Annotated in this window: 20 protein-coding genes and 1 riboswitch; of the genes, 7 read left to right on the top strand and 13 right to left on the bottom strand. The window is 72.6% G+C overall.

From position 1 onward, the window contains the following. Positions 1-81: 81 nt before the first annotated feature. The 3 genes from ABEA10_RS33425 to ABEA10_RS33435 all read right to left on the bottom strand — a co-directional run bounded on the left by ABEA10_RS33425 (position 82) and on the right by ABEA10_RS33435 (position 4,831). Complete coding sequence (locus ABEA10_RS33425; protein ID WP_345470943.1) at positions 82-2,949, bottom strand: helix-turn-helix transcriptional regulator; 2,868 nt, start codon at positions 2,947-2,949, stop codon at positions 82-84. A 233-nt stretch (positions 2,950-3,182) separates the two neighbouring features. After that, a complete protein-coding gene (locus ABEA10_RS33430) occupies positions 3,183-3,767 on the bottom strand; it encodes a TetR/AcrR family transcriptional regulator (RefSeq protein WP_345470790.1) in 585 nt (194 codons plus the stop codon). Between the two features lie 86 nt (positions 3,768-3,853). After that, positions 3,854-4,831 (bottom strand): L-threonylcarbamoyladenylate synthase, encoded by a 978-nt coding sequence (locus ABEA10_RS33435; RefSeq protein WP_345470792.1) that lies wholly within the window; start codon positions 4,829-4,831, stop codon positions 3,854-3,856. 130 nt (positions 4,832-4,961) lie between these two features. On the opposite strand from ABEA10_RS33435, the gene pknB reads away from it, so the two are divergent. Next, positions 4,962-6,773, top strand: coding sequence for a Stk1 family PASTA domain-containing Ser/Thr kinase (gene pknB, locus ABEA10_RS33440; RefSeq protein WP_345470794.1), 1,812 nt, complete (start codon positions 4,962-4,964; stop codon positions 6,771-6,773). A 45-nt stretch (positions 6,774-6,818) separates the two neighbouring features. On the opposite strand, the gene ABEA10_RS33445 is transcribed toward pknB, so the two are convergent. Further along, the gene (locus tag ABEA10_RS33445) at positions 6,819-7,472 is read right to left on the bottom strand and encodes a GNAT family N-acetyltransferase (protein ID WP_345470796.1); all 654 of its coding nucleotides are present in this window, start codon (positions 7,470-7,472) and stop codon (positions 6,819-6,821) included. Between the two features lie 75 nt (positions 7,473-7,547). Next, positions 7,548-7,646, bottom strand: a riboswitch (SAM riboswitch). Between the two features lie 77 nt (positions 7,647-7,723). After that, positions 7,724-8,197, bottom strand: a complete 474-nt coding sequence (locus tag ABEA10_RS33450) for an Lrp/AsnC family transcriptional regulator (RefSeq protein WP_345470798.1) — start codon at positions 8,195-8,197, stop codon at positions 7,724-7,726. Positions 8,198-8,308: 111 nt separating this feature from the next. Between ABEA10_RS33450 and ABEA10_RS33455 the strand changes: the two genes are divergently transcribed. Then, a complete protein-coding gene (locus ABEA10_RS33455; RefSeq protein ID WP_345470800.1) occupies positions 8,309-9,649 on the top strand; it encodes an APC family permease in 1,341 nt (446 codons plus the stop codon). Here the strand turns inward: ABEA10_RS33455 and ABEA10_RS33460 are convergent. The 3 genes from ABEA10_RS33460 to ABEA10_RS33470 form a co-directional block, all read right to left on the bottom strand. Further along, entirely contained in the window at positions 9,615-10,637 is a 1,023-nt protein-coding gene (locus tag ABEA10_RS33460; RefSeq protein ID WP_345470802.1) for an LLM class flavin-dependent oxidoreductase, read from the bottom strand. The two genes, ABEA10_RS33455 and ABEA10_RS33460, sit on opposite strands and share 35 nt — an antisense overlap. A 165-nt stretch (positions 10,638-10,802) precedes the next feature. Next, the gene (locus ABEA10_RS33465) at positions 10,803-11,759 is read right to left on the bottom strand and encodes an NADP-dependent oxidoreductase (protein WP_345470803.1); all 957 of its coding nucleotides are present in this window, start codon (positions 11,757-11,759) and stop codon (positions 10,803-10,805) included. A 151-nt stretch (positions 11,760-11,910) separates the two neighbouring features. After that, positions 11,911-12,450 (bottom strand): TetR/AcrR family transcriptional regulator C-terminal domain-containing protein, encoded by a 540-nt coding sequence (locus ABEA10_RS33470; RefSeq protein ID WP_345470805.1) that lies wholly within the window; start codon positions 12,448-12,450, stop codon positions 11,911-11,913. A gap of 101 nt (positions 12,451-12,551) precedes the next feature. On the opposite strand from ABEA10_RS33470, the gene ABEA10_RS33475 reads away from it, so the two are divergent. After that, on the top strand, positions 12,552-13,769 hold the full coding sequence (locus ABEA10_RS33475) for an FAD-dependent oxidoreductase (RefSeq protein WP_345470944.1): 1,218 nt from the start codon (positions 12,552-12,554) through the stop codon (positions 13,767-13,769). Positions 13,770-13,810: 41 nt separating this feature from the next. Then, a complete protein-coding gene (locus tag ABEA10_RS33480) occupies positions 13,811-15,049 on the top strand; it encodes an acyltransferase family protein (RefSeq protein WP_345470807.1) in 1,239 nt (412 codons plus the stop codon). Between the two features lie 31 nt (positions 15,050-15,080). On the opposite strand, the gene ABEA10_RS33485 is transcribed toward ABEA10_RS33480, so the two are convergent. Genes ABEA10_RS33485 through ABEA10_RS33495 form a run of 3 tightly spaced genes read right to left on the bottom strand, consistent with a single transcriptional unit; the run spans position 15,081 to position 17,640 of the window. Continuing rightward, on the bottom strand, positions 15,081-15,560 hold the full coding sequence (locus ABEA10_RS33485) for a hypothetical protein (protein WP_345470809.1): 480 nt from the start codon (positions 15,558-15,560) through the stop codon (positions 15,081-15,083). After that, a complete protein-coding gene (locus ABEA10_RS33490; protein WP_345470811.1) occupies positions 15,557-16,969 on the bottom strand; it encodes an ATP-binding protein in 1,413 nt (470 codons plus the stop codon). The genes ABEA10_RS33485 and ABEA10_RS33490 overlap by 4 nt, the downstream gene beginning before the upstream one ends. Next, positions 16,966-17,640, bottom strand: coding sequence for a response regulator (locus ABEA10_RS33495; protein WP_345470814.1), 675 nt, complete (start codon positions 17,638-17,640; stop codon positions 16,966-16,968). Before ABEA10_RS33495 ends, ABEA10_RS33490 begins: the two co-directional genes overlap by 4 nt. Here ABEA10_RS33495 and ABEA10_RS33500 point away from each other — a divergent pair. Further along, a complete protein-coding gene (locus tag ABEA10_RS33500; RefSeq protein ID WP_345470817.1) occupies positions 17,621-18,511 on the top strand; it encodes an SGNH/GDSL hydrolase family protein in 891 nt (296 codons plus the stop codon). The genes ABEA10_RS33495 and ABEA10_RS33500 overlap by 20 nt on opposite strands. 27 nt (positions 18,512-18,538) lie before the next feature. On the opposite strand, the gene ABEA10_RS33505 is transcribed toward ABEA10_RS33500, so the two are convergent. After that, complete coding sequence (locus tag ABEA10_RS33505; RefSeq protein WP_345470819.1) at positions 18,539-19,138, bottom strand: TetR/AcrR family transcriptional regulator; 600 nt, start codon at positions 19,136-19,138, stop codon at positions 18,539-18,541. Positions 19,139-19,235: 97 nt separating this feature from the next. Here ABEA10_RS33505 and ABEA10_RS33510 point away from each other — a divergent pair, with 97 nt between their 5' ends. Both ABEA10_RS33510 and ABEA10_RS33515 read left to right on the top strand, forming a co-directional pair. Next, positions 19,236-19,685 carry a hypothetical protein gene (locus tag ABEA10_RS33510; protein WP_345470821.1) on the top strand — a complete coding sequence of 150 codons (450 nt, stop codon included), beginning with the start codon at positions 19,236-19,238 and terminating at the stop codon, positions 19,683-19,685. Continuing rightward, positions 19,627-20,853: a cytochrome P450 gene (locus ABEA10_RS33515; protein WP_345470823.1), complete on the top strand. Its 1,227-nt coding sequence runs from the start codon at positions 19,627-19,629 to the stop codon at positions 20,851-20,853. Before ABEA10_RS33510 ends, ABEA10_RS33515 begins: the two co-directional genes overlap by 59 nt. Positions 20,854-20,866: 13 nt before the next feature. Here the strand turns inward: ABEA10_RS33515 and ABEA10_RS33520 are convergent, their stop codons facing one another. Further along, positions 20,867-22,015 carry a PucR family transcriptional regulator gene (locus tag ABEA10_RS33520; protein ID WP_345470825.1) on the bottom strand — a complete coding sequence of 383 codons (1,149 nt, stop codon included), beginning with the start codon at positions 22,013-22,015 and terminating at the stop codon, positions 20,867-20,869. Positions 22,016-22,078: the final 63 nt, after the last annotated feature.

Consider the following 22,078-nt stretch of genomic DNA (forward strand, 5'->3'; position numbering starts at 1 on the left):
GAAACGCCGTCGTCTCGGACCGGTTCGTCCGGCCGATCAATCATCGGAGCCGTGCGCGGCGCTTGCTATTGGGCGGATGACCTAAAGTTCCGCCGGGAGTTCGCCGGGCCCGAAGCCGGCCTGGGCGGCGGCGACCGCGAGTGCCGTGCGCGAGGAAACGCCGAGCTTGCGCATCGCGGAGTTGAGCTGCGCGGCGACGGTCTTCGGCGAGCGGGACAGCGCCTGCGCGATCGCCTTGTTGCTCTGGCCCGTCATCAGCAGCCGGACCACTTCGAGTTCCCGCGGTGACAGTTCGCTGCCGTAGCCGCGGCGCCCACCACGCCAGACGCGCCGCGCGGCGACGCCGTGGCCGCGCAGCCGTTCGACGACCCGGTCGGCGTCGCCGGTGGCACCCAGCCGGGACAGCCCCCGGAGGACCTCGGTCAGCAGTTGCAGCCCGGCGTCGCGCCGCCCGGCGGACACGAGGCAGGACGCCTGTCGCTCGCGGGTGAGCAGTGCCGCGTAGGGCCGCGGCAGCGCGTCCCACTCCTCGGCGGCCCGGGCGTACGCGTCGACGGCGGCCGCGGGCCCGCCGTGCGCCTCGGCGAGCCGACCGCGACAGTCGGCCAGCGCCGCGTGCGCGCTCGGCGCCCCGCAGTCCCGCAGGCCGCGTTCATACCCCGCGGTGAGTTCGGCGGCCTCCGCCGGCCGTCCCGCGGCGATGAGGGCCTCGACCCGCACCGGCAGGAACTCGGTGGCCCAGAGCCACGTCTCCTTGGCCGCGATCAGACGCATCGGTGCGTCGGTGATGCGCAGAGCGGCGTCGGCGTCCTGCTCGGCCAGGCACAGCCGGGCCAGGCCCGCGGCCGGCTCCTGCGGGACCCGTACCAAACCGCGCCTGCCGGACTCGTCCAGCACCCACCGCAGCCGGGCCCGCGCGCTCGACCGATCCCCCCGGGCCGCGTCGAGCAGCCCGGCGATCGTCTGCGCGTCCAGCTGGATCTCCGCCTCGCCGTCGAGTTCGGCGAGCCGTGCGGCCCGCTCGGCGAGACCGTCCCACCGGCCGGTGAACCAGTCCAGGTGCGCGGAGGTCACGGCGATCATGTCGTGCAGCCGCACATAGCCGTGGTGTTCGGCGAGCCGGGCACCATGGGCCAGGTGCTCGCGCGCCTCGCCGTACCGGCCCCAGTCCATGGACGCGTTCCCGATGTTCAGCGCCGCCCGGGCGAGCGGAGCGACCTCGCCCGGCGCGGTCGCGCCGTCGGGCAGTCCGGCGGCGACGGTCCATCCCCCGGGGTCGCCGAGGGACAGCAGGCCGGTCGCCCGGCTGACCTGGAATTCGAGAACCTCCCGCTGCGGGAGCGACGCCTCCGCCACCACGGCGGCGGCCCGGTCGAACCAGCGGCGGTGTTCCTTCGCCGGACGATTCGTGCTGTACGGCATGCCCAGGCCCGTCATCGCGTAGGCCTGCCGGAAGGGGTCATGGCCGAGATCCGGGACGGCGCTTTCCAGCTCGGCGACGGCGGCCTCGGGCTCACCGCCGCGGATGAGCGCCGCGCCGAGCTGGGCGCGTATCTCGGCCCGCTGCCGCCTCGAGAGCGCGGCCCGGTCGAGCATCGAGCGCAGCCCCTCGACCAGGCCGCTACTGCGCAGGTAACCGCTGGACGCCAGGGTCGGCATCTTGCCCGCGACGCGGATCAGCGCGTCCGCGGGCAGGTCCGCGCCGAGCAGGTCGAGCAGATGTCCGGCCGCGGCCGCGTCGTCGCCCACGGAGAGCGCGAGGTCCGCGGCCCGCTCGGCGTACCGGTGCCACCGGCTCGTGTCGCCGGCCTGCCGGAAGTGGCGGGCCAGCCGCGACGCGGACGGCCGGCCCGCGGCCTCCAGGGCCCGGCCGGCCCGCCCGTGCAGCATGCGGCGGACCGGACCGGGCACCGCATCGTAGATGGCCCGCGCGGCGAGGACGTGCGCGAACGCCAACCGGCCGCGCTCATCGTCCACGAGCAGGCCGCCCGCGATCGCGTCGACGATCGCGGCGCGGCACTGCCGCTCCGGCAGGTCGGCGACCGCGCGAAGCACCGCCTCATCGGCGGGCTCCGCGAGCACCGCGGCGGCGTGCAGGAGCGTACGGGCCGGCTCGTCGAGGCGGCCGATGCGCTCCAGCACCGCGTCGCGGATGGTCGGCGGTACCGCGATCTCGTCGAGACTGCGCCGCGTCCACTCCTCGTGCACGCGGACGAGGTCGGCGCGGTCCCGCAGGAGCCGCACGGATTCCTCGATCGCGAGCGGCAACCCGTCGGTCTGGGTGTGCAAGAACTCCGCGAACGCGGCCGACACGTGCTCGCCGCCGAGCATCGACGACACGAGCGCGGCGGTGTCGGCGGTGTCGAGGGGGTTCAGGGTCAGGCGCAGGTGCCCGGACATGCCGCGGGCCCGCGAGGACAGCCGGCGCAGCAGCGATCCGGCGGGCACATCCTCCGGCCGGTAGGTCACGAGCACGCTGACGCCGGGTGGTTGCCGCGCGGTGAGGAACAGCAGCAACTCGAGGGTGGCCTCGTCCGCCCAGTGCGCGTCCTCGACGACGAGCAGCTCGACACCGAGCCGGTCGAGCAGCTCGGCCAGGGCGCGCAACAGCCTGTGCTGGGTGGCGGCCGCGTCCAGCAGCGGTTCGACCGGGCCCGGCAGCTCGTCCGCCCAGTCCGGGAACAGCGGCCGCAGCGCGCCGGCGAGCCCGCTCAGCCCCAGTCCGGCGGCCGTCACACCGGTCTGCCGGATGGCGTCCACGACCGGGCCGAGCGTCGACGCGTCCTGGAACGGGGGGCACACCGCGACGAGCACCCGCCGCCGCTCGGCGACGGCCTCCTGCACCAGCCGGGTCTTGCCGATTCCCGCCTCACCGTCGACGAGCACCAACGCGGACGGACTCGCCACCGCGCGGCGCAGTCGCGCCAGCTCCGCGTCGCGCCCCACCATGCGCGGCACACGTACGAGGGGAACAGGCGCCTCTGGTACCCGAGCCACCGACAACCCTCACCCTCCGCGGTACCAGAGCAGACCTCGCACCGCCGCCGGCCAACAAGTTCTGCCCGGAAATCTTCGCATGGCGCATGTTTGGTGCGATAGGTGTCAATAGCGGCTCAAGGGGCGGCGGGGCCCCTGAGGCGTCGGTGTCGCCCTCGTCCGCGTACCAGGCCCGTCCGCGCCGTCTAGGTCCGGCGGCTCTGGGGCCGGAGACCGTCCAGGAGGAGATCCAGGAGCCGCCCGGTCCGCTCGCTCTGTCCGGCGGTGACGGTGAATATGCCGATAAGGCTCGCCGCGATGTCGTCGGCGGCGACATCGGGGCGCAGGTCTCCCGCGGCGCTCCCGGCGTCGAGGATGCTGGTGATCGCTGCGAGCAGCTCGTCGCGAGTCTCAGTGTGCGCGATCTCGCCGGAGTCGATCATGCCGCGCAGGGTGTCGATCATGCCGTGCTTGGTCATGAGCCAGTCGCCGAAGAGGTCCATCCACGCTCGCATCGCCTCGCTCGGCCGGAGCCGCCGTAGCAGCCTCCCGGCTTCTTGGGTGAGCCGCTGTACCTGGTCCTGATAGACGGCCTCGACCAGCGCCTCCCTGGTGGGGAAGTGCCGGTAGAGCGTGGCGATTCCAACGCCGGCCTCGCGCGCGATGGCCCGCATGGACGGCTCCGTGGCGGACGCGGCGAAAGTCCGGGTGGCCGCCTCCAGGAGGGCTTCCCGGTTGCGCGCGGCATCGGCCCGCAGCTCGGCCGGATCGGCACTCTTCAGCCGGATCACGCTCCAGTTATCGTGCGTTCACGGAGTAAACGGAACGCGATCCAATTTATCCGATCGTCTCGACGTGATCGGCGCGCCGGTGCCGGTCAGTCGGTGGGCCGGGGCCCGGCGGCGCGACGGAGGCGGTTGGCGATCGCGAGCCCGAGCCCCTGCTCCTCGGGCAGGGACGCGACGATCAGGTCGCACCCGGCCTGGTCGAGTTCGCGCAGGAATCCGTACAGCCCACGGGCGTAGGCGGCCATCGAACCGGGGACCGTCACCACGGCGTGCGCCTTCACCGGAGCGTCGGCGAAGGAGGGGGGAAGGAAGACGCCCACCTGCCGCCCCAGCTCCTGTGCGCGCTGTGCTTCGGCGACGACCGTCTCGGGCTCGACGAGGATGACCCGCGCACGGGGCGCGTAGTGCGACGGATGCTGGCCCGGCACCCGGACCCGGCTCGTCGAGTGGACCGCGAGCGGGCGCCCCAGCGCGGTTTCGAGGTCCTCGCGCGTCACCCCGCCGGGCCGGAGGACGGTGGGGGTCTCGCCGGTGGCGTCGACGATGGTCGACTCGACGCCGACCTCGCACGGGCCGCCGTCCAGCACGAAGTCGACGGCATCGCCGAGTTCGGCACGGACGTGGTCCGCCGTTGTGGGACTGACCGAGCCGAAGCGGTTGGCGGACGGGGCCGTGACACCGCCGCCGAAGGTCGACAGCAGCGCCAGCGCGACGGGGTGGTCCGGCACGCGCACCGCCACCGTCTCCAGGCCACCCGTCGCCTCCAGGGGCACCCGGCGGTCGCGCCGTAGAACCAGCGTGAGCGGTCCGGGCCAGAAGCGTTCGGCCAGCAGGCGCGCCGTCGCCGGCACGTCGTGTACCCAGTCGTCCAGGTGCTCCGCGCCGCCGATGTGGACGATCAGCGGGTGGGAGGGCGGGCGCCCCTTGACCTGGAAGGTGCGCGCGACGGCGGCGGGATCCTCGGCGTTGGCGCCCAGACCGTAGACGGTTTCGGTCGGGAAGGCCGCCAGCCCTCCGGCACGAAGCACCTCGGCCGCCTTCTCGATGTCACTGGTTCTCGCCGTCACCCTCGTAATCCTAGGTGCACGTCGAGGAACCGCGGCGGTCGGTGCGATCCCGGGGAAGGGCGCCGCGGACGGGTGGACGCCGCGGCAAAGCGGCAGGTCAGCGCATTAAATCCCGCATACACTCCATCTGATGGAGATGGCAGGGGCGGATCCACTCGTCGGGCACGTGCTCGACGGGCGCTACGTCGTGGGGTCCCGGGTCGCCCGTGGCGGCATGGCCACGGTGTACGCCGGTCACGACACCAAGCTGGACCGTGCGGTGGCGCTCAAGGTGATGCACGCCAACTTGGCCGGCGATGAGGATTTCGTGCGGCGCTTCGCCGACGAGGCCAGGCACGCCGCGGCGCTGTCGCATCCGAACGTCGTCGCGATGTACGACCAGGGCACCGATCAGGGGCGCGTGTTCCTCGTGATGGAGTACGTCGCCGGGCGCACTCTGCGTGACCTGCTGACCGAGCGGGGCCGGCTCGGGCCGCGCGCGGCGCTGCGGATCATGCGGCCGATACTCGCCGCGCTGGGCGCCGCGCACCGCGTCGGTCTGGTCCACCGTGACGTCAAGCCGGAGAACGTCCTGCTGGCGGCGGACGGGCAGGTCAAGGTGACGGATTTCGGCCTGGCCCGAGCGGAGACGGCGAGCAGGCACACCAAGACGGGCATCCTCATCGGCACGGTGGCCTACCTCGCGCCGGAGCAGGTCCTGACGGGCGACGCGGACGCTCGCACCGACGTGTACGCCGCGGGGATCATGCTGTTCGAGCTGCTGACCGGATACCAGCCGTACCAGGCCGGCACCCCGCTGGCCGTGGCGTACCGGCATGTCAACGAGACGGTGCCGCCGCCGTCGAGCGTGATCCCGGGCCTGCCGCCGCAGCTGGACGCGCTGGTGGCCGGGGCGACCGACCGCGATCCGGCACGGCGTCCGCCCGACGCCGACCGGTTCCACGCGGCGGCCGGTGAGGTCCTCCGGTCGCTGCCGCCGGACATCGACGCGATCTCGGCGTCCGCCGTGCCGGTGCCGCCGGGGCCGCCCCCGGCCGCCGGCGGAACGCAGGCGCCACCGCCCGAGAGGGTGACGCAGAACCTCCACGTGCATCCGGGCGCGTCGTCGTCCGGCCGGGACGGGACGGCGCGGACGCCGAGTTCGCACACCATGGTGATCCCCGACCACGAGGGGCCGCCGCGGAAGTGGCGGCGTCGTCCACGGACGTACGGGCTGTTCGCCGCCGCGGTCGTCGTCGCTCTCCTGCTCGGGGGCTTCGCGTGGTTCCAGACGGCGGAACGCACGGCGCGCGTGCCCCAGCTCGTAGGCCTGTCGGAGGCGGATGCGCGTCTCCGGGCCGAAAGACTCGGTCTCAAGGTCAAGGCCGGCTCGTTCCGCCAGGATCCGAGCGTGCCCAAGGACAAGGTCGCCCAGGTCGAGCCGGGCGCCGGCACGCAGGTCAGGACGGGCACGCTGCTCACTCTGACCCTGTCGTCGGGCCGGCCGCCGGTCGCCGTGCCGGACGTCCGGAACCAGCCACTCGACCAGGCGGAACAGCGGCTGCGGCAGGCGGGACTCCAGCCGGGCCGGCGGCTCCGGCAGGACAGCGCCACCGTGCCGCGCGGCGACGTCATCACGACCAGACCGGCGGCCGGGAAGAAGCAGAACCCGGACGAACCCGTCACCATCGTGGTCAGCCGCGGCATGACGATGCCGGACCTGAGCGGCCTCACCCCTGATCAGGCCGCGCGGAAGCTGGCCGCACTGGGGCTGAACCCGCAGTGGCGGCAGCAGGCCCCGGACGGCGGCCGGCAGCCGAACACCGTGGTCGGCCAGGACCCTCCCGCGGGACGGCCCGTCAACCGGGGCGACGACGTCCAGGTGACCATCACCGACCAGCGTCAGTGCGAGTGGGGCCCCTTCTGCTCCTACGACGACGGCCAGGACGACGGCGACTGGTAGGCCCCGCCCGGCGACGAGCCCGCACGCCCGCCGAAAGGCTCCGCGCTACGCGAGATCGTTCTCCGCTTTCCGTACGGCCCGTGAGCGGGAGATCGCGGCGGCGAGACGGGTTCGCAGTACCGGTTCGACGGCGGGCCATTCGCCGGCGACCACCGCGAACATGGCCGAGTCGCGGACCTTGCCCTCCTCGCCGCGTGCCCACGACATCGACCACGCGCGCAGTACGCCCTCGAAGGGGATGCCGAGCCGCTCCAAGGCCCGGCGGCAGCGGTGGTTGCGGGCATCGGTCTTCAGATCGACGCGGGTGACGCCGAGAACGTCGAACGCATACGACAGCAGCAGCAGTTTCGCCTCGGCGTTGATCCCGGTGCCCTGCGCCGAGGCGGCCAGCCAGGTGAAGCCGATCTCGATCGCTCGCAGGCCCGGCCGATCCGGCCAGCCGCGAGGATCCCACAGGCCGGTGCATCCCACCGCCTTGCCGTCGGCGAGCCGAACCTGGGCGAACGGGGTCAGCCCGTCGCGGGCGAGCTGGGCCGCCACATAGTCCGGTATCTCATCGGCGCGGGGCACCAGCGTGAAATCGTAGGACGACCGGTCCTCCTCGACCGCCTCGGCGAGATCCGGCGCGTGCCGCACCGTCAGTGGCTCCAAGCGCACCACATCACCGGCAAGGACGGGAACATCGAGCCGCACGCTCATGAGTCCTCCTTCGTCGGAGGAGAGACCAGGCGCGCGTGTTCTTTGATTCGCTCGCTCCGCACGCTCATCAGCGCTCCTTCATCGTTCCTGGCATTGGCACCTTTCCCGCGGGTTCCCGCCGGGAGGTTGCCGGACCGTCACAGGGCCAGGTCCCTCGGATCCTCTGGATGAATTACCGGCTCACGATCATGCCTGCCACGGTCGTACCCGGTCAACCCGCCACAGGCACCGCCGGCGCCGTCGACGATGGTTCAAGGGACGATGTCCGGGTCTTCCAGGCGCTCCAGTACGGGATTGCGGACCTGCTGGAAGACCACCGACGTACGGAAGCCGGCGACCTCCTTGCGCGTGCTGACCCGGTCGGTCAGGAACGCATGCAGATGGTCGAGGTCCTGGACCGCGACGTGCACGATGAAGTCGTCGTCTCCGGAGACGACGTACACGCTGAGCACCTCGGGCAGCCGTGACGCGAAGTCCTTGAAGGCGTCGATGGCCGTACGGCTGGAGACGCGCAGCTTGACGGACACCAGGCCCTGCACTCCCCGGTTGAGTGCGGGCAGGCTGATGTCGGCGTGGTAGCCGCGGATCACTCCGCGGCGGGTGAGCGTACGGATGCGTTCCATGCAGGTCGACGGCGCGATGTCGAGCTTGCGGGCCAGCTCACGGTAGGACTGCCGGGCATCCGTTTGAAGAAGTCGCACGATTTCGGCGTCACGTTCGTCCACAGCTGGATTCTGGCACTCATCTCGAGCGAGCGTTCGCCAGGACGGTTGTTTTGCCGGTCGATTGTCTACCTTCAAGGCTCTCAACCGATCAATATGACGGCAGGAACGACGATGAGCGGACGTACGATCGAGGATTCACCCGGGAACCGGCTCGGTCCGGCCCAGGGCACGGCGCTGTTCGTGGGGGCCGTGCTCGGGCCCGGGGTGCTGGCCCTGCCGCATCTGGCGGCGGTGGCCGCCGGGCCGGCCTCGATCCTGGCCTGGGCCGCGTTGCTGGCCCTCAGCGTCCCGGTGGCGATCACGTTCGCGGCGCTGGGCGCCCGGTTCCCCGACGGCGGAGGAGTGGCGACGTTCGCCGCGCGGGCGTTCGGGCCGCGGACGGCGGCGATCGTGGGCTGGTGGTTCTTCGCCGCGGTTCCGGTGGGCGTGCTCGCCGGCGCGTTGATCGGCGGGGACTATGTCGCGTCGGCCGTCGGGCTGGGCCGCCCGGCCGCCGTGACGGTCGCGATCGGACTGCTGGTGGGGGCGTTCGTCACCAACCACGGAGGCCTGCGGGTGTCCGGGCGGGTGCAGCTGCTCCTGGTGGGCGCGCTGGTCCTGCTGCTGACGGCCGCCATCGTCGCGGCCGGGCCGGCCCTGCGGCCGGCGAACTTCACGCCGTTCGCCCCGCGCGGCGGCCTCGGGGTGGTGCACGCGGCCGGCGTGCTGTTCTTCGCCTTCTCCGGATGGGAGGCGGCCAGCCACCTGTCCGCCGAGTTCGCCGACCCGCGCCGCTCGCTGCCCCGGGCGACCGCGTCGACCTTGCTCATCGTCGGCGTCCTCTATCTCGGGCTGGCCGTGACCGTGACCGGAGTGCTGGGGGAGCGGGCCGCCACCTCGCCGGTGCCGCTGGCCCTGCTCCTGCAGGAGGGCATCGGCGGTACGGCCCGGGTGGTCACCGGTGCGGTGGCCGTCGTCCTGAGCTTCGTCGCCGTCAACACCTACATCGCCGGCGGTGCGCGACTCGGGGCGGCGCTCGCCCGCGACGGCGCGCTGCCCGCCCGACTCGCCCGCGGAGCGGGGGCCGGACGGGTGCCGCACCGGAGCCTGCTGCTGCTGGCGGCGCTCACCGGCCTGGTCACGGCGGTCGCCGTTCCGTACGGGCTCGGCCTGGACACGTTGATGCGGGCGACGTCGGCGTGTCTCGCGGCCGTCACCGTCGCGGGGATGGCCGCCGCCGTCCGGCTGCTGCGCCGCGGCCGTACGCTCGCCGGGGCCGCGACCGTTTTCGCCGCCCTGGTGCTGCTGTCGTGCGGGGTCTACCTTCTCGTCCCCGCCGTCCTCGCCGTGGCGGCGGTGCCGGCGACCTCGAGAGCGCGCGGTCGCCGGGCCGGGGACACGGCCTCCAGGTGCCGCGAACCGACTCCGCCGGTCCCGTTCAGCGCCAGCCGAGGTCCGGTGCCACGTGGGTGAGGATGTTCTCCAGCAGGTGGGCGTTGTAGTCGACTCCGAGCTGGCTGGGGATGGTCAGCAGCAGGGTGTCGGCGGCCTGGACGGCCTCGTCCTGGGCGAGTTCCTTGACCAGGACGTCGGGCTCGGCGGCGTACGACCGTCCGAAGATCGCTCTGGTCGTTTCGTCGATCATGCCGATCTGGTCCTGGGAGTTGCGGTCGTGGCCGAAGTAGGCGCGGTCCAGGTCGGTCGTGAGGGCGAAGATGCTGCGGCTCACCGACACCCGGGGCTCCCGCCGGTGGCCGGCCTCCTTCCACGCCTCGCGGAACGCTTCGATCTGCTTGCGCTGCTGGACGTGCAGCGGTTCACCGGTCTCGTCGTCCTTGAGCGTGGAGCTCTGGAGGTTCATGCCGAGCTTGGCGGCCCACACGCCGGTGGCGTTCGATCCCGAACCCCACCAGATGCGGTCGCGCAGGCCCTCGGAGTGCGGTTCGAGCCGTAGCAGTCCCGGCGGGTTGGGGAACATCGGCCGCGGGTTCGGCTGCGCGAAGCCCTCGCCCTCGATCACCGTGAGGAACGTTTCGGCGTGCCGGCGGGCCATGTCGGCGTCCGTTTCGCCTTCGGCGGGGCTGTAGCCGAAGTAGCGCCAGCCGTCGATCACCTGTTCGGGGGAGCCGCGGCTGATGCCGAGCTGGAGCCGGCCGTCCGCGATGAGGTCGGCCGCGCCGGCGTCCTCCGCCATGTACATCGGGTTCTCGTACCGCATGTCGATCACGCCGGTGCCGATCTCGATCTTCGAGGTCCGTGCGCCGATCGCGGCGAGCAGCGGGAACGGGCTGCTCGCCTGGCGGGCGAAGTGATGCACCCGGAAGTACGCCCCGTCCAGGCCGAGCTCTTCGGCCGCGACCGCGAGGTCGATGGACTGATGCAGGAAGTCACTCGCGGTCCGGGTCCGCGACTGCGGGCTCGGCGTCCAGTGCCCGAAGGACAGGAAACCAATCTTTTTCACAGGAACTCCCAGCGCGTAGCGGACACGTTTGATTCCGGCACGGGCTCCGAAGCGTACGTCGTTCAGGGACGAAGGGCATCCCGCCCTGGCGCCTTGGCGGGCGGGAGGCCGTCCCCCCCTGATCAGTGACGATGACATCGCGTTCGTCGTCGCGACGGACTTGGTCTAGAGGTCGATGACGACCTTGCCGTGCACGTGCCGGCCGGCTTGGAGCTCGGCCGCGCGGCGGATCTGCTCGATCGGGAAGCTCGCCGCGATCGGCACCCGCAGTCGGCCCGACGCGACCAGGCGGGCGATCTCTTCCAGGGCTCCGGGGGCGGCGTTCGCCCCGTTGGCCGCCGTCACACCGTCGACCTGCGCGGCGATGGTGCAGATGCGACTGTCCGGGACGCCGAGTTCCCTTGCGACGTGCACTGTCTCCACCCCGTGCAGGTCGATGGCGGCGGTGACGCCGCCGGGAGCGAGGGCTCGGACCCGGTCGGCCAGGCCGTCGCCGTAGGCGACCGGCTCGGCTCCGAGATCGCGCAGATGATCGGCCGATGCCGACGACCCTGTCCCGATCACGCGCGCCCCCGCGATCCGGGCCAGCTGGACGGCGAACACCCCGACCCCGCCCGCCGCGCCGCCGATCAGCACCGTGTCCTCCGGGCCGGGGCCGACCGCGGCGAGGGCGGCGGATGCCGTGCGGCCCGCGATCGTGAGGGTGGCGGCGGTGCGGTCGTCGACGCCGTCAGGCGTGTGGTGGGCCTCGTTCGCCGCGGTCTCCCCGGCCGGGTCGATCACCACGAAGTCGGCGACCGCGCGGGACAGGGCACCCCCGAACACCCGGTCACCGGGTGCGAAGCCGGTCACCCCGTCACCGACCTGGTCGACCACTCCCGCGTAGTCGGTCCCGAACCCGACCGGGAGGCTCAAGCCGAACCGGGCGGCGGTGTCCGCGTCGGCGGTCATGATCCAGTCCATCGGGTTCAGGCCGGCCGCGGTGACCCGCACCCGGACCTGTCCCGGGCCGGCCTGCGGCGCGGAAATCTCCCGGATGTCCAGAACCTCGGGGCCGCCGAACGAATCGAGCCGGACCGCCCTGCCCCTGCCCGCCGACGCTTGATCGCTCTGTTGCCGCATGGACGCCTGTCTCCTTGGATTGAGGGAACGCAGCGAAACGGAATATGCTCCGTTTACCTGGACGACCCTAACAGAACCGGAGCGCGATCCGGTTTGAGTGAGCCGGGGAGGCGTGCGCCATGGGCGGACGCGGCCCGCGACCGCGAGAGCGCTAGGCGGTGGTCCTTGAACGGAGGCCGTCGAGGAGCAGGGTGAGGCCGAACTCGAAGCCGCGGTCGCGGTCCTGTTCGGGCTGCCCGAGTTTGCGGTTCTGTTCTTCGATGGTGAAGCCGTTGACGTAGCTGGTGAGGACGTCGGCGGCGGCGGCCGCGTCGGTGGCCGGCAGGCCGGCCTCGCACAGCACCTTCACCGGTATCGCCATGAAGGCATGGCCCATCGGACCCGGGCCGGAGATCGCCGTGATGACCCGTGCGCCATCGGTGTGGGACAGCAGGGCCTGGCGGTAGGCGCGTGCGAACCGGCACAGGCGGACGTCCCAGGCGTCGGTCGACGGCTCCATCAGGGTCAGTGGTTCGAGGATGCGGGCGGCGATGGCATCCACGAGGGCCTGCCTGTTCTTGTAGTGCCAGTACAGCGCGCCGATCCGTACGCCCAGGCCGTCGGCGACCCGCCGGACCGAGAAGGCGTCCAGCCCCACCTCGTCGAGATGCCGGATCGCGGCGTCCAGCACCAGCTGCGGATTCAGCGCCATCGTTTTCTCCGTTCGCCGCCCGAGGGACATTATGGCTTGCCTCTTGAGCAGTGCTCAACTAACTTGAGCACTGCTCAAGAGACGAGGTCGGAAGGGTGACCATGGATGTGATCGTCGTTGGCGCGGGGATCGGCGGGCTGTGCCTGGCGCAGGGGCTGCGGCAAGCCGGGATCACCGTGGACGTCTACGAGAAGGACCCGGGCATCACCGCCCGCTTCCAGGGCTACCGGATCGGAATCGACGCCGGTGGCGAGGCCGCCCTGCGGGCGTGCCTGCCCGAGCGGTGGCACGACCTGCTGGACGGCACCATGGGCGACCTCTCCGGGGCACGATCGGTGCTGGACCCGCGGCTGAACCTGATCGACGAGTGGCCGCCCGCCCAGGGCTCCGCCGCCGACCGGCACGTGCTGCGCCACCTCCTGCTGGCCGGCCTGGGGGAACGCCTGCACACCGGCAAGCGGCTCACCGGGTACCGGAACCGCCCGGACGGCACGGTCGAGGCGCTGTTCGCGGACGGTACGACGGCGACCGGCGATCTGCTGGTGGGCGCGGACGGGATCAACTCCGCCGTGCGCGGCCTGCTCGATCCCGAGCTCACGCCGACCGACACCGGGGTCCGGTTCGTGATCGGCCGTACGCCGCTGAGCGATCGCTTCGCCCGTCTGGTGCCTGGTTTCGGTACCCAGATCGTCGACGGCGAGGTCAACCTGGCGCTGGGCCTGATGCGATTCCGCCGACCGGAGACGGCTTCGGAGGCGGCGGCCCACGGGATCGCGCTTCCGCCCATCGCCGACTACGTCCGGTGGGTCATGCTGCTGCCGCCGGATCACCCCGGTGACGCGGCAGGCGCACAGGAGACCGTCCTGAGCAGGATCGAAGGCTGGCACGCCGACGTGCGCGCGCTCATCGCCCGGGCCGATAAGGACAACACCACCTCGCTGGCGATCCGCGTGGTCCATCCGGTACGCCGCCGGCCGCCGGGCCCGGTGACGCTGCTCGGCGACGCCGTCCACGCCACGTCGCCCAGCGGCGGCAACGGCGCCAACACCGCACTGCGCGACGCGGACCTCCTGCGGCGCAACCTGACCGACGTCGTCCAAGGCCGCCGGGAGCTCCGCGACGCCATCGACGACTACGAGACCCAGATGACCGAGTACGGCGCGGCCGCCGTCAGGTACAGCGTCGCCGCGCTCGAGAAGTTCCTTCCCGCAGGACGGCGCGGACCGACGAGGCCGGAGGCCGCTACGGCCTCGATCTCGGCAGCGGCGGTGAACAACACCGGGAACCGGCGGCCGCGCTGCGACGAGACTGCGACCTGACGCGGACGGCGCCTCCACACGGGCCCGGCACGGTCGGCGTCATGACGCGAGTTCAGGCCGCCGATGCCACGAAGCAGGCCACGAAGCAGGCCACGAGGCCGACCACGAGGCAGCCCACCGGGCGGAGGCCGCACCTCCCCGCGCTGGACGGGCTGCGGGGTGTCGCGATCCTCGGAGTGCTGTTGTTCCACACCGGCCATCTGCCCGGTGGCTTCCTCGGCGTGGACCTGTTCTTCGCGCTGTCCGGCTACCTCATCACCGGCCTGCTGCTGCGGGAGATCGAGGCGACCGGCGCCGTCTCGCTGGTCGCCTTCTGGGGTCGGCGGGTCCGGCGGCTGCTGCCCGCGCTGGCCACCATGCTCACCGTGGTCACGGTGCTGGTCTGGGCGGTGGGACCGCCGGACCTGGTGCGGACCACGCTCGCGGACGGCCCGTGGGTGCAGGCGAACCTGGTCAACTGGCACCTGCTCGCGGAGTCGGCCGCCTACTGGGACCGGTTCGGGCCGGACCGGGTGTTCGAGCACCTGTGGAGCATCGCGGTCGAGGAGCAGTTCTACCTGGTGTGGCCGGTGCTCGTGCTGGTCATCGCCCGGGGCGGGCGGCGGGTCGGCCGCCGCGTCGCGGTGACCGCGGCCGTCGCGTCGGCCGTCTCGCTGGTGCTGATGGTCGCGCTCGCCGGAGCGCCGGACCCGACCCGGGTCTACACCGGCACCGACACCCGGGCGTTCTCGCTGTTGCTGGGCGCCGTGGTCGCCACCCGGCCGACGCCCGCCCCATCGGCCCGTACGGCCGGCCGGTGGGCGGGAGTCGCGTCGGTGTCACTGGCGGCCGGGATCGGCACGGTGTGGTCGTTGGCCGACGGGGTGAACTCGCCCTGGCTGTTCACCGGCGGGCTCTTCGCCCACTCGCTGGCCGCCGCGCTGCTGATCGGGCTGTGCGTACGAGAGCCGCGGACGCCGGTCGCCACCCTCCTCGCCCGGTGGCCGCTGCGGTGGCTGGGACTGATCTCCTACAGCCTGTACCTGTGGCACTGGCCCGTCTTCGTGCTGCTCTCCCCGCAGCGCGGCTGGATCCGGACGGTGGCGGCGTGCGCCCTGTCGATCGGTCTCGCCGCGCTGTCGAAATACCTGATCGAGGACCCGATCCGGTTCCGCGCCACGTGGGCCAGGGGGCGGAGCGGGGTGCTCGCGTTCGCGGCGGTCATGGTCGGGCTGGCCCTGCTGTGGTCGGCGCTGCCCGCCCCGGCCCCGCCCACCGTCGACATCGGCAGGCTCGGCTGATCACCCGAAAGCGGGTCACCTGAACAGCGGGTCACCTGAACAGCGGGCAGGTCCGCCGCTTGGCCGACTCCGGGGTGGTCAGGGTGAAACGGATCTGCACCTTCGTGCTCCGCGGCCCGCCGCTCCGTACGTGGACGTCCAGTGCCGTGCAGACGATCTGGTCGATGCCCAGCGGGGTCACCTCGTGAATCGACAGCGGCACCATGAGCCGGATGAGGCCCGGCGCGGTGGTCACGACGACCTGTGTCGTCGCGTTCGGCGGGAGCTCCGTGTGCAGGCCCGATTCGTTGGGCCCCGCCGACAGCAGCAACGACAACGCCTCGGAGATCGTGCCCAGGTGGCCGGTTCGCCGCGGCTGCGGCCGGAGCGCGCCTCGCGCGTCGACGAAGTACAGCGTCACCCCGGGCGCCACGCCCGTCGGGGCCCGGCCCCCGTCGGTCACCCCGGAAGGGCGCACTCCACAGCCCGCGACCAGCAGCAGCACCGCCGCCGCCCACCAGACCCGCTTCACCGGTCCTCCAGATCCCGCGGCAGCTCCAGGACGAACCGCGCGCCGCCGCCGTCGGCGTTGCCCGCGGTGAGGTCGCCGCCGTGCAGGCGGGCGTTCTCCAGCGCGATCGCCAGCCCGAGTCCGCTGCCCGGGGTACGGGTGCGAGCGGCGTCGGCCTTGTAGAAGCGGTCGAACACGTGTGGCAGCACGCGTTCGGGCAACCCCGGTCCGCCGTCGGTGACCTCGATCCGCACCTGCTCCCGTGACGCCGAGACGTGGACGCGCACCGGCGGCTCGCCGTGCCGCAAGGCGTTCCCGACCAGATTGGCCACGATGACGTCCAGCCGGCGCCGGTCCACCCGCAGCAGGATCTCCTCCGGCGCCACCAGGTCGACCCGGTCCAGCCAGCCCCGGGTACGCAGGCAGTCCCGTACGGCGCGGGCCACGTCGGTCTCCTCCACCCGCAGCCGGACGGTGCCGGCGTCGAAGCGGGACACCTCCATCAGGTCCTCGACGAGCCGGACCAGCCGGTGGGTCTCGGTGATCGCCAGCTGCGCGGACTCGCGTGCGTCCGGCTCCATCTCATCGGTCACGGTCGCCAGCACCTCCACGACCGCCGTCAGCGTGCTCAGCGGGGTCCGCAGCTCGTGGGAGACGTCGGCGGCGAACCTCCTGGCGTCGGCCTGCATCCGCCGCATCACCGCCATCGACGCCTGCACCGACGCGGCCATCTCGTTGATGGTGACGGTGAGTTCGGCCAGCTCGTCGGCGCCCTGGGGCGGCGACCGCGCGTCGAGGTCGCCGGCGGCCAGCCGGCGCGCGGTGTCGCGGAGCTCGCGCACCGGGCGCAGCACGCTGCCCGCGGCCAGCAGCGCCAGCAGCATCGCCAGCGGCAGCGCCAGCGCGGCGGTGCCGGCCGCGGACCTGGCGAGGCCGTCCACCTGCCGCTCGACCCCGCTGAGGTCGCGCACGGCGTACACCTCGATGCCGGACGGAGTGCGCCCGCCGTCCGAAGCGGTGATCATGATGGGCGCGCCGACCAGCAGCCAGGGCCTGCCATTGGCGGTGATCCGCTGTGTGACCAGCCGGTTCCGGGCGCGTACGGCGGTGCGCAGCGCATCGGTGACCAGCCCGGTGCCGGCACCGTCCGCGGACCTGAGGTTCCGGTAGGTCACCAGGGTGTTCGGGCCGACGGCCGCGCGCAGCCGGTCGAGGGTGCCCTGGTCCGGCGGATAGGCCAGCTGGGGAGTGATCGCGCGGATCTGCCCGGCGATGGTCTCGGTGAGCCGGCGCTGCGCCGAGGCGACCAGCGCGGTGCTCGCCGAGCCGGCGCTCGACCAGGCCGCCGCGGCGGCACCGAGCACGGTCACCAGGACGAAGGCGACGACCAGCCGGGCACGCAGTCCGCGCGGCCACAGCCGCCTGGTCATACCGGTCCGAACCGGTAGCCGAACCCGCGGACGGTCTGCACGTACGCCGGAGTCGCGGGATCGGCCTCGATCTTCGCCCGCAGCCGCTGCACGCAGTTGTCGACCAGCCGGGAGTCACCGAGGTAGTCGTGCTCCCACACTTCCTCCAGCAGCCGCTGCCGGGTGAACACCCGCCCCGGAGCCGCCGACAGGGTCAGCAGCAGCCGGAGCTCGGTCGGCGTCAGCGTCACCGGCCTGCCGTGCAGCGACACCGTCAGCGCGGTGGTGTCGATGCGCAGGTCGCGGTGCACCCGTACGCCGTCGGAGGCGCCCGTGCTGCGGCGCAGCACGGCGCGGATCCGCGCGTCGAGCACGGTGGGCCGGGCCGGCTTGACGACGTAGTCGTCCGCGCCCGCCTCCAGGCCGCCGACGACGTCGAAGTCGTCGCCCCGTGCGGTGAGGATGATCACCGGTATCTCGCCGGCCGCCCGGATCCGGCGGCACACCTCGAATCCGTCGATGCCCGGCAGCATGAGGTCGAGCACCACGAGGTCCGGCATCGACGAGCGCAGCTCAGCGAGTCCGTCCTCGCCGGTATCCGCGGTGCGGACGTCGTGGCCGTGCCTGGACAGCGCGAGCTGGAGCCCGCGCCGGACCAGGGGATCGTCCTCGATGAGCAGAATCGCCGGCACCCGTCCAGTATGGGCGGGGCCGGGCCGGTTCGACGGCGGCGGGGTTCTCCTGCGACACAACCGCGACACGACGGCGCAGGCGCCGGGACACGGTCGCGGCACCGTCGAGGCCATGACCAAGACACGAAGCCTCATCCTCGGGCTGACCGGCCTGATCCTGCTGACCACCGCCTGCTCCGGCCGCTCGTCCGCGACCGGCGCCCCCTCCGCGTCCGGCGCCTCCGGCTCGGGCCTGTCCAAGGTGCTGTTCCTCGGCGACTCCATCGCCGCGGGCGAGGCGCTGCCGCTGGCCGCCGCCTTCAAGGCCAGTGGCGTCGAGTTCGAGTCGATCGCCGCCGACGGCGGCGGGAACGTCGTCGGACCGTTCTCCGACAAGAACTGGAAGAAGCTGCCCGGGCAGATCACCTCCGAGCGGCCCACCGTGGTGGTCTACCAGCTCACCACGTACGACTGGGGCAGCCGGCAGGAGCAGCGGGCCGCGTACGGCAGGCTGCTGACCACGGTGAGCGGGGCCGGCGCGAGGCTGGTCTTCGTCACCGCGCCGCCGATCAGGCCCGACGACTTCTACCGGCCGCACATGCCCGACCTGAACCGCGCCCCGGACGCCGCCCGCGCGGTCGCGGCGGGGTCCTCCGGGAAGGCCGGTGTGCTCGACGCCCGCGCGGTGTGGGGGAGCACCTACCGGCGGATCAGGGACGGCAAGGCCGACCGCAGCACCGACGGCATCCACACCTGCCCGCAGGGTGCCGCGCGCTTCACCCACTGGCTGCTCACCCGGCTGGCGAAGTCGTTCCCCGGCTTCACCCCGGCGGCGCCGCGGGACTGGGCCAACACCGGCTGGTCCGCCGACGACCGCTTCAAGGGCTGCTGACCGTGGTGCGGCCCACGAGACGAGGACTCACTGCCGCAGGGCGTTGAGGGTCCGCCGGATGATGTAGGACCATTCGTCGCGTATGCGGGGCTTGTCCTCGTCGGTGGCGTCGGCCAGGGCCAGGCCGGCTCCGCCGAGGATCCAGAACGAGAAGCGAATCGTGGTCTCGACCGCCCGGCCTTCGAGGTAGCCCGCGTCGATGAGGGCGTGAACGAACCGTTCGACGAGCCCGTAGGCGTACTTCTCCTCGCATTCGCGCCAGCGCTTCCATCCCAGCGCGGTCGGCCCCTCCTGCCACACCAGCCGGCCGTACGCCGGATCGCAGCACTTGTCCAGGAAGGCGTCCAGGGCGAGCAGTGCCGCATCCCACGGATCCGTCGCGGTCGCCGCCGCGGCGATCTCGTCGATCGCCTGCTTCTCCTGGGCGTCGAGCACGGCCTCGAAGAGCGCCTGCTTGTCGGCGAAGTGGTGGTAAACGGCGCCACGGGTCACCCGGGTGGCCGACGCGACGTGCTCCAGGGACGTCGCGGCGTACCCACGCTCCGCGAACAGCGTGGTCGCCTCGCCCAGGATCGCGGCCCTGGTCGCTTCGGAGTAGGCCTCGCGCCGGCTCTTGACAGGTGGCATACGGTGAGTCTAATGACATACACAGTGTATGTGACATTCAGAGAGTAGGTGATCGCGCGTGGCGGGTTGGGAGCAAGCTCGGCGCAGGTACCGGCTTGTGCACGATGTCGCCGGGGACTTCGCGAGGAACGGGCCGGGGGCGCTCGCCGAGTGGCGGTCCGCGATCGAGACGGAGTTCGGCGGCCTCGACGACCTTCTGCGAGACGTCCAGCGGCGTTTCCACACCACCGCGGAGGCCCGGCTGGACGCCTTGATCGAGGCGCCTCCCGGCGACCCGGAGGCGTCGGTCGTGGCGGTCCTCGACGAGGTCGCCGAGATCCATCCGGACCTGAAACGCCTGCTGGACGCGTACGCGGACCACCCCGCCGTCGCGGAGGGCACCGCCCGGCTCCACCGGGCCGTACGCGCCGCCACCGGCGTCGACCTCACCCGAACCCGAAACCGAACCCAGCCCGGCCGCTCGCGGTATGAGGAGAAGGGACCCAGCCGTGACCGAAAGCCCGCTTACCGAGCCCGTCTTCGACCCGTTCGCGCCTGGCTTCACTGACGACCCGTATCCCCACTACGCCGAGATGCGCGAGCACGCGCCGGTGCATCGGCACCCCTTCGGGTTCTGGCTGCTCACCCGGTACGAGGACGTCTCGTGGCTGCTGCGGGCCGGACTCTCGGTCGAGGACCGCAACGTGGCCGAGGACAACCCGCTCCGAGAGATGCGGGAGGCCACGTACGGCGACCAGATGCCGCGGTTCGACGGGCGGTCCATGCTGGACCGGGATCCGCCGGACCACACCCGCCTGCGCCGGCTCGTCTCGAAGGCGTTCACCCCCCGTGCGCTACGAGCGCTGCGGCCCCAGGTCGTCGACCTGGTCGACGGAATGCTCGACGCGATGGCCCGCGCCCGCCACGTCGACCTCATCGAGTCCCTCGCGTTCCCGCTGCCCTTCGCGGTGATCGCCAAGATGCTCGGCACGCCGTCCTCCGACCACGAGCGGATCCGGGAGCTGACCGGCGTCGTCGTGCGTTCCCTCGAACCGGTCGCCGACCCCGACCTGGTCTCGGCGATCGTGTCGGCCGACCACGACCTCGGCGGCATCGCCGCGGAGATGATCGCGTGGAAGCGGGAGAACCCCGCGGACGACCTGCTCACCGCCCTCATCAACGCCGAGGACGAGGGCGACGTGCTGGACGAGGACGAGCTCATCGCCCAGACCCTGCTGCTGTACATCGCGGGCCACGAGACGACGGTGAACCTCATCGGGGGCGGAACGCTCGCCCTTCTGCGCGATCCCGGGCGAACGGCGCTGTTGCGCGACGATCCCGGTCTGGTCGCGAACGCCGTGGAGGAGATGCTGCGCTACGACAGCCCGGTGCAGGCGAGCCGGCGTATCACCGTCGAACCGGTCACGGTCGGGGGCGTCGAGATCCCCGCGGGCGCGTTCGTGATGGCGAGTCTCGCCTCGGCCAACAGGGACGAGCGCTTCTGGGGGCCGGACGCCGGAGAGCTGCGGCTGAACCGCGAGAACGCCCGCCAGCACGTGTCCTTCGGCGCGGGTCCGCACCACTGCCTCGGCGCGTCCCTCGCGCGGATGGAGGCCGGCATCGTCTTCGAACGGATGACCGCACGCTTTCCGCGCCTGGCACAGGACGGTGAGGTGAGGTGGAACGGCCGCATCAATCTGCGCGGTCCGTCGTACCTGCCGGTGTCGACCGGGTGACCGGCCCGACGCGTCAGTCGTTCGCCGGGTCGTCGGGGGCGGTGGCCAGGCGGAAGGTCTTGATGGCCAGGTGCAGCAGGAGGCGGTCGGCCCCGGAGTCCAGGTCGAGGCCGGTCAGTGCCTTGATCCTGGACAGGCGGTAGTACAGGGTCTGCCGGTGCACCGACAGGGCCTCGGCGGTGCGCTGGGCGTGCCCGGCCTGGTCCAGGTAGGTCTCGGCCGTGTGCAGGAGGTCGGCGCGCGCGGGGTCCAGGAGCGGCACCAGAGCCGGGTCGGCGGGCGGCGCCGCGGGGGTCGCCATCGGGGGCGCGGCGATCAGCCGGTAGGCGCCGAGCTCGTCCCAGCAGGCCACCGGTCCCAGCCGGGGTTCGGCGCGCGCCGCCCGTACGGCCAGCCGGGCCTCCCGCCATGAGCGGGGCACATCGGACAGGTCCGTCTTGGCTCCGCCCACTCCCGCGAGTGTCCGGGGGGAGCCGGCGGCCGGTTCGAGCAGCCCGGTGGCGATCGCCCGAGCGGCGGCGGTGTCGGCGGCGTCCGGAAGCGGCACGAGGAGTGCGAGGCCACCCGGGCTCCGATGGGCCGGCACGTCGTGCGGGATCCGGCCGGCGGTGAACGGTGGAGCGGGGCTCACCCAGACGACGGTGACGGACGCGGACGCCGCCGCCGGGTGCCGCAGCTCCCCGAGGGTGCGGGCGGCCTCGGCGCGGTCCGTGGCCGAGCCCGACAGCAGCGCCGCGAACGCCCGCGGGGCGGCCTCTCTCTGCCAGGTGTCGGCGGCCAGCAGCCCTCCGGCCCGGGTCGCCAGGGCCATCACCCGGGTCATGCGGGGATCGCCGGGGTCGACGGTGCCGTCGTCCAGCAGCCACAGGTAGCCGTAGACGGCGCCCTCGTGCCGGGCGGGCACGCACAGCCGCGCGCGGACCCCTGCCGCGGGGTCGGCGGGGGTACGGGTCGGGCCGGTCGCGCGCGCGATCCCGAAGCTCTCGAACCAGGCGCGTACCGCCGGAGAGGAGCGGCGGCGCAGGATCGAGCGCGTGCGTACCGGGTCGAGGTCGTCGTCGTGGGAGCTGAAGGCGATGAGTGTGAACTCCCGGTCCTCCAGGGTGACCGGCGCCTGGAGGAGGGCCGAGACCTCGTCCACCAGGCCCTGGTAGTCGCTCATCTCATACAAATGTACAAGGAACGGCGGCCAGGGTCGTGACCGCTGTCGATGGTGGCAGGGCCG

Source organism: Actinoallomurus oryzae (assembly GCF_039541955.1).
Lineage (GTDB): Bacteria > Actinomycetota > Actinomycetes > Streptosporangiales > Streptosporangiaceae > Actinoallomurus > Actinoallomurus oryzae.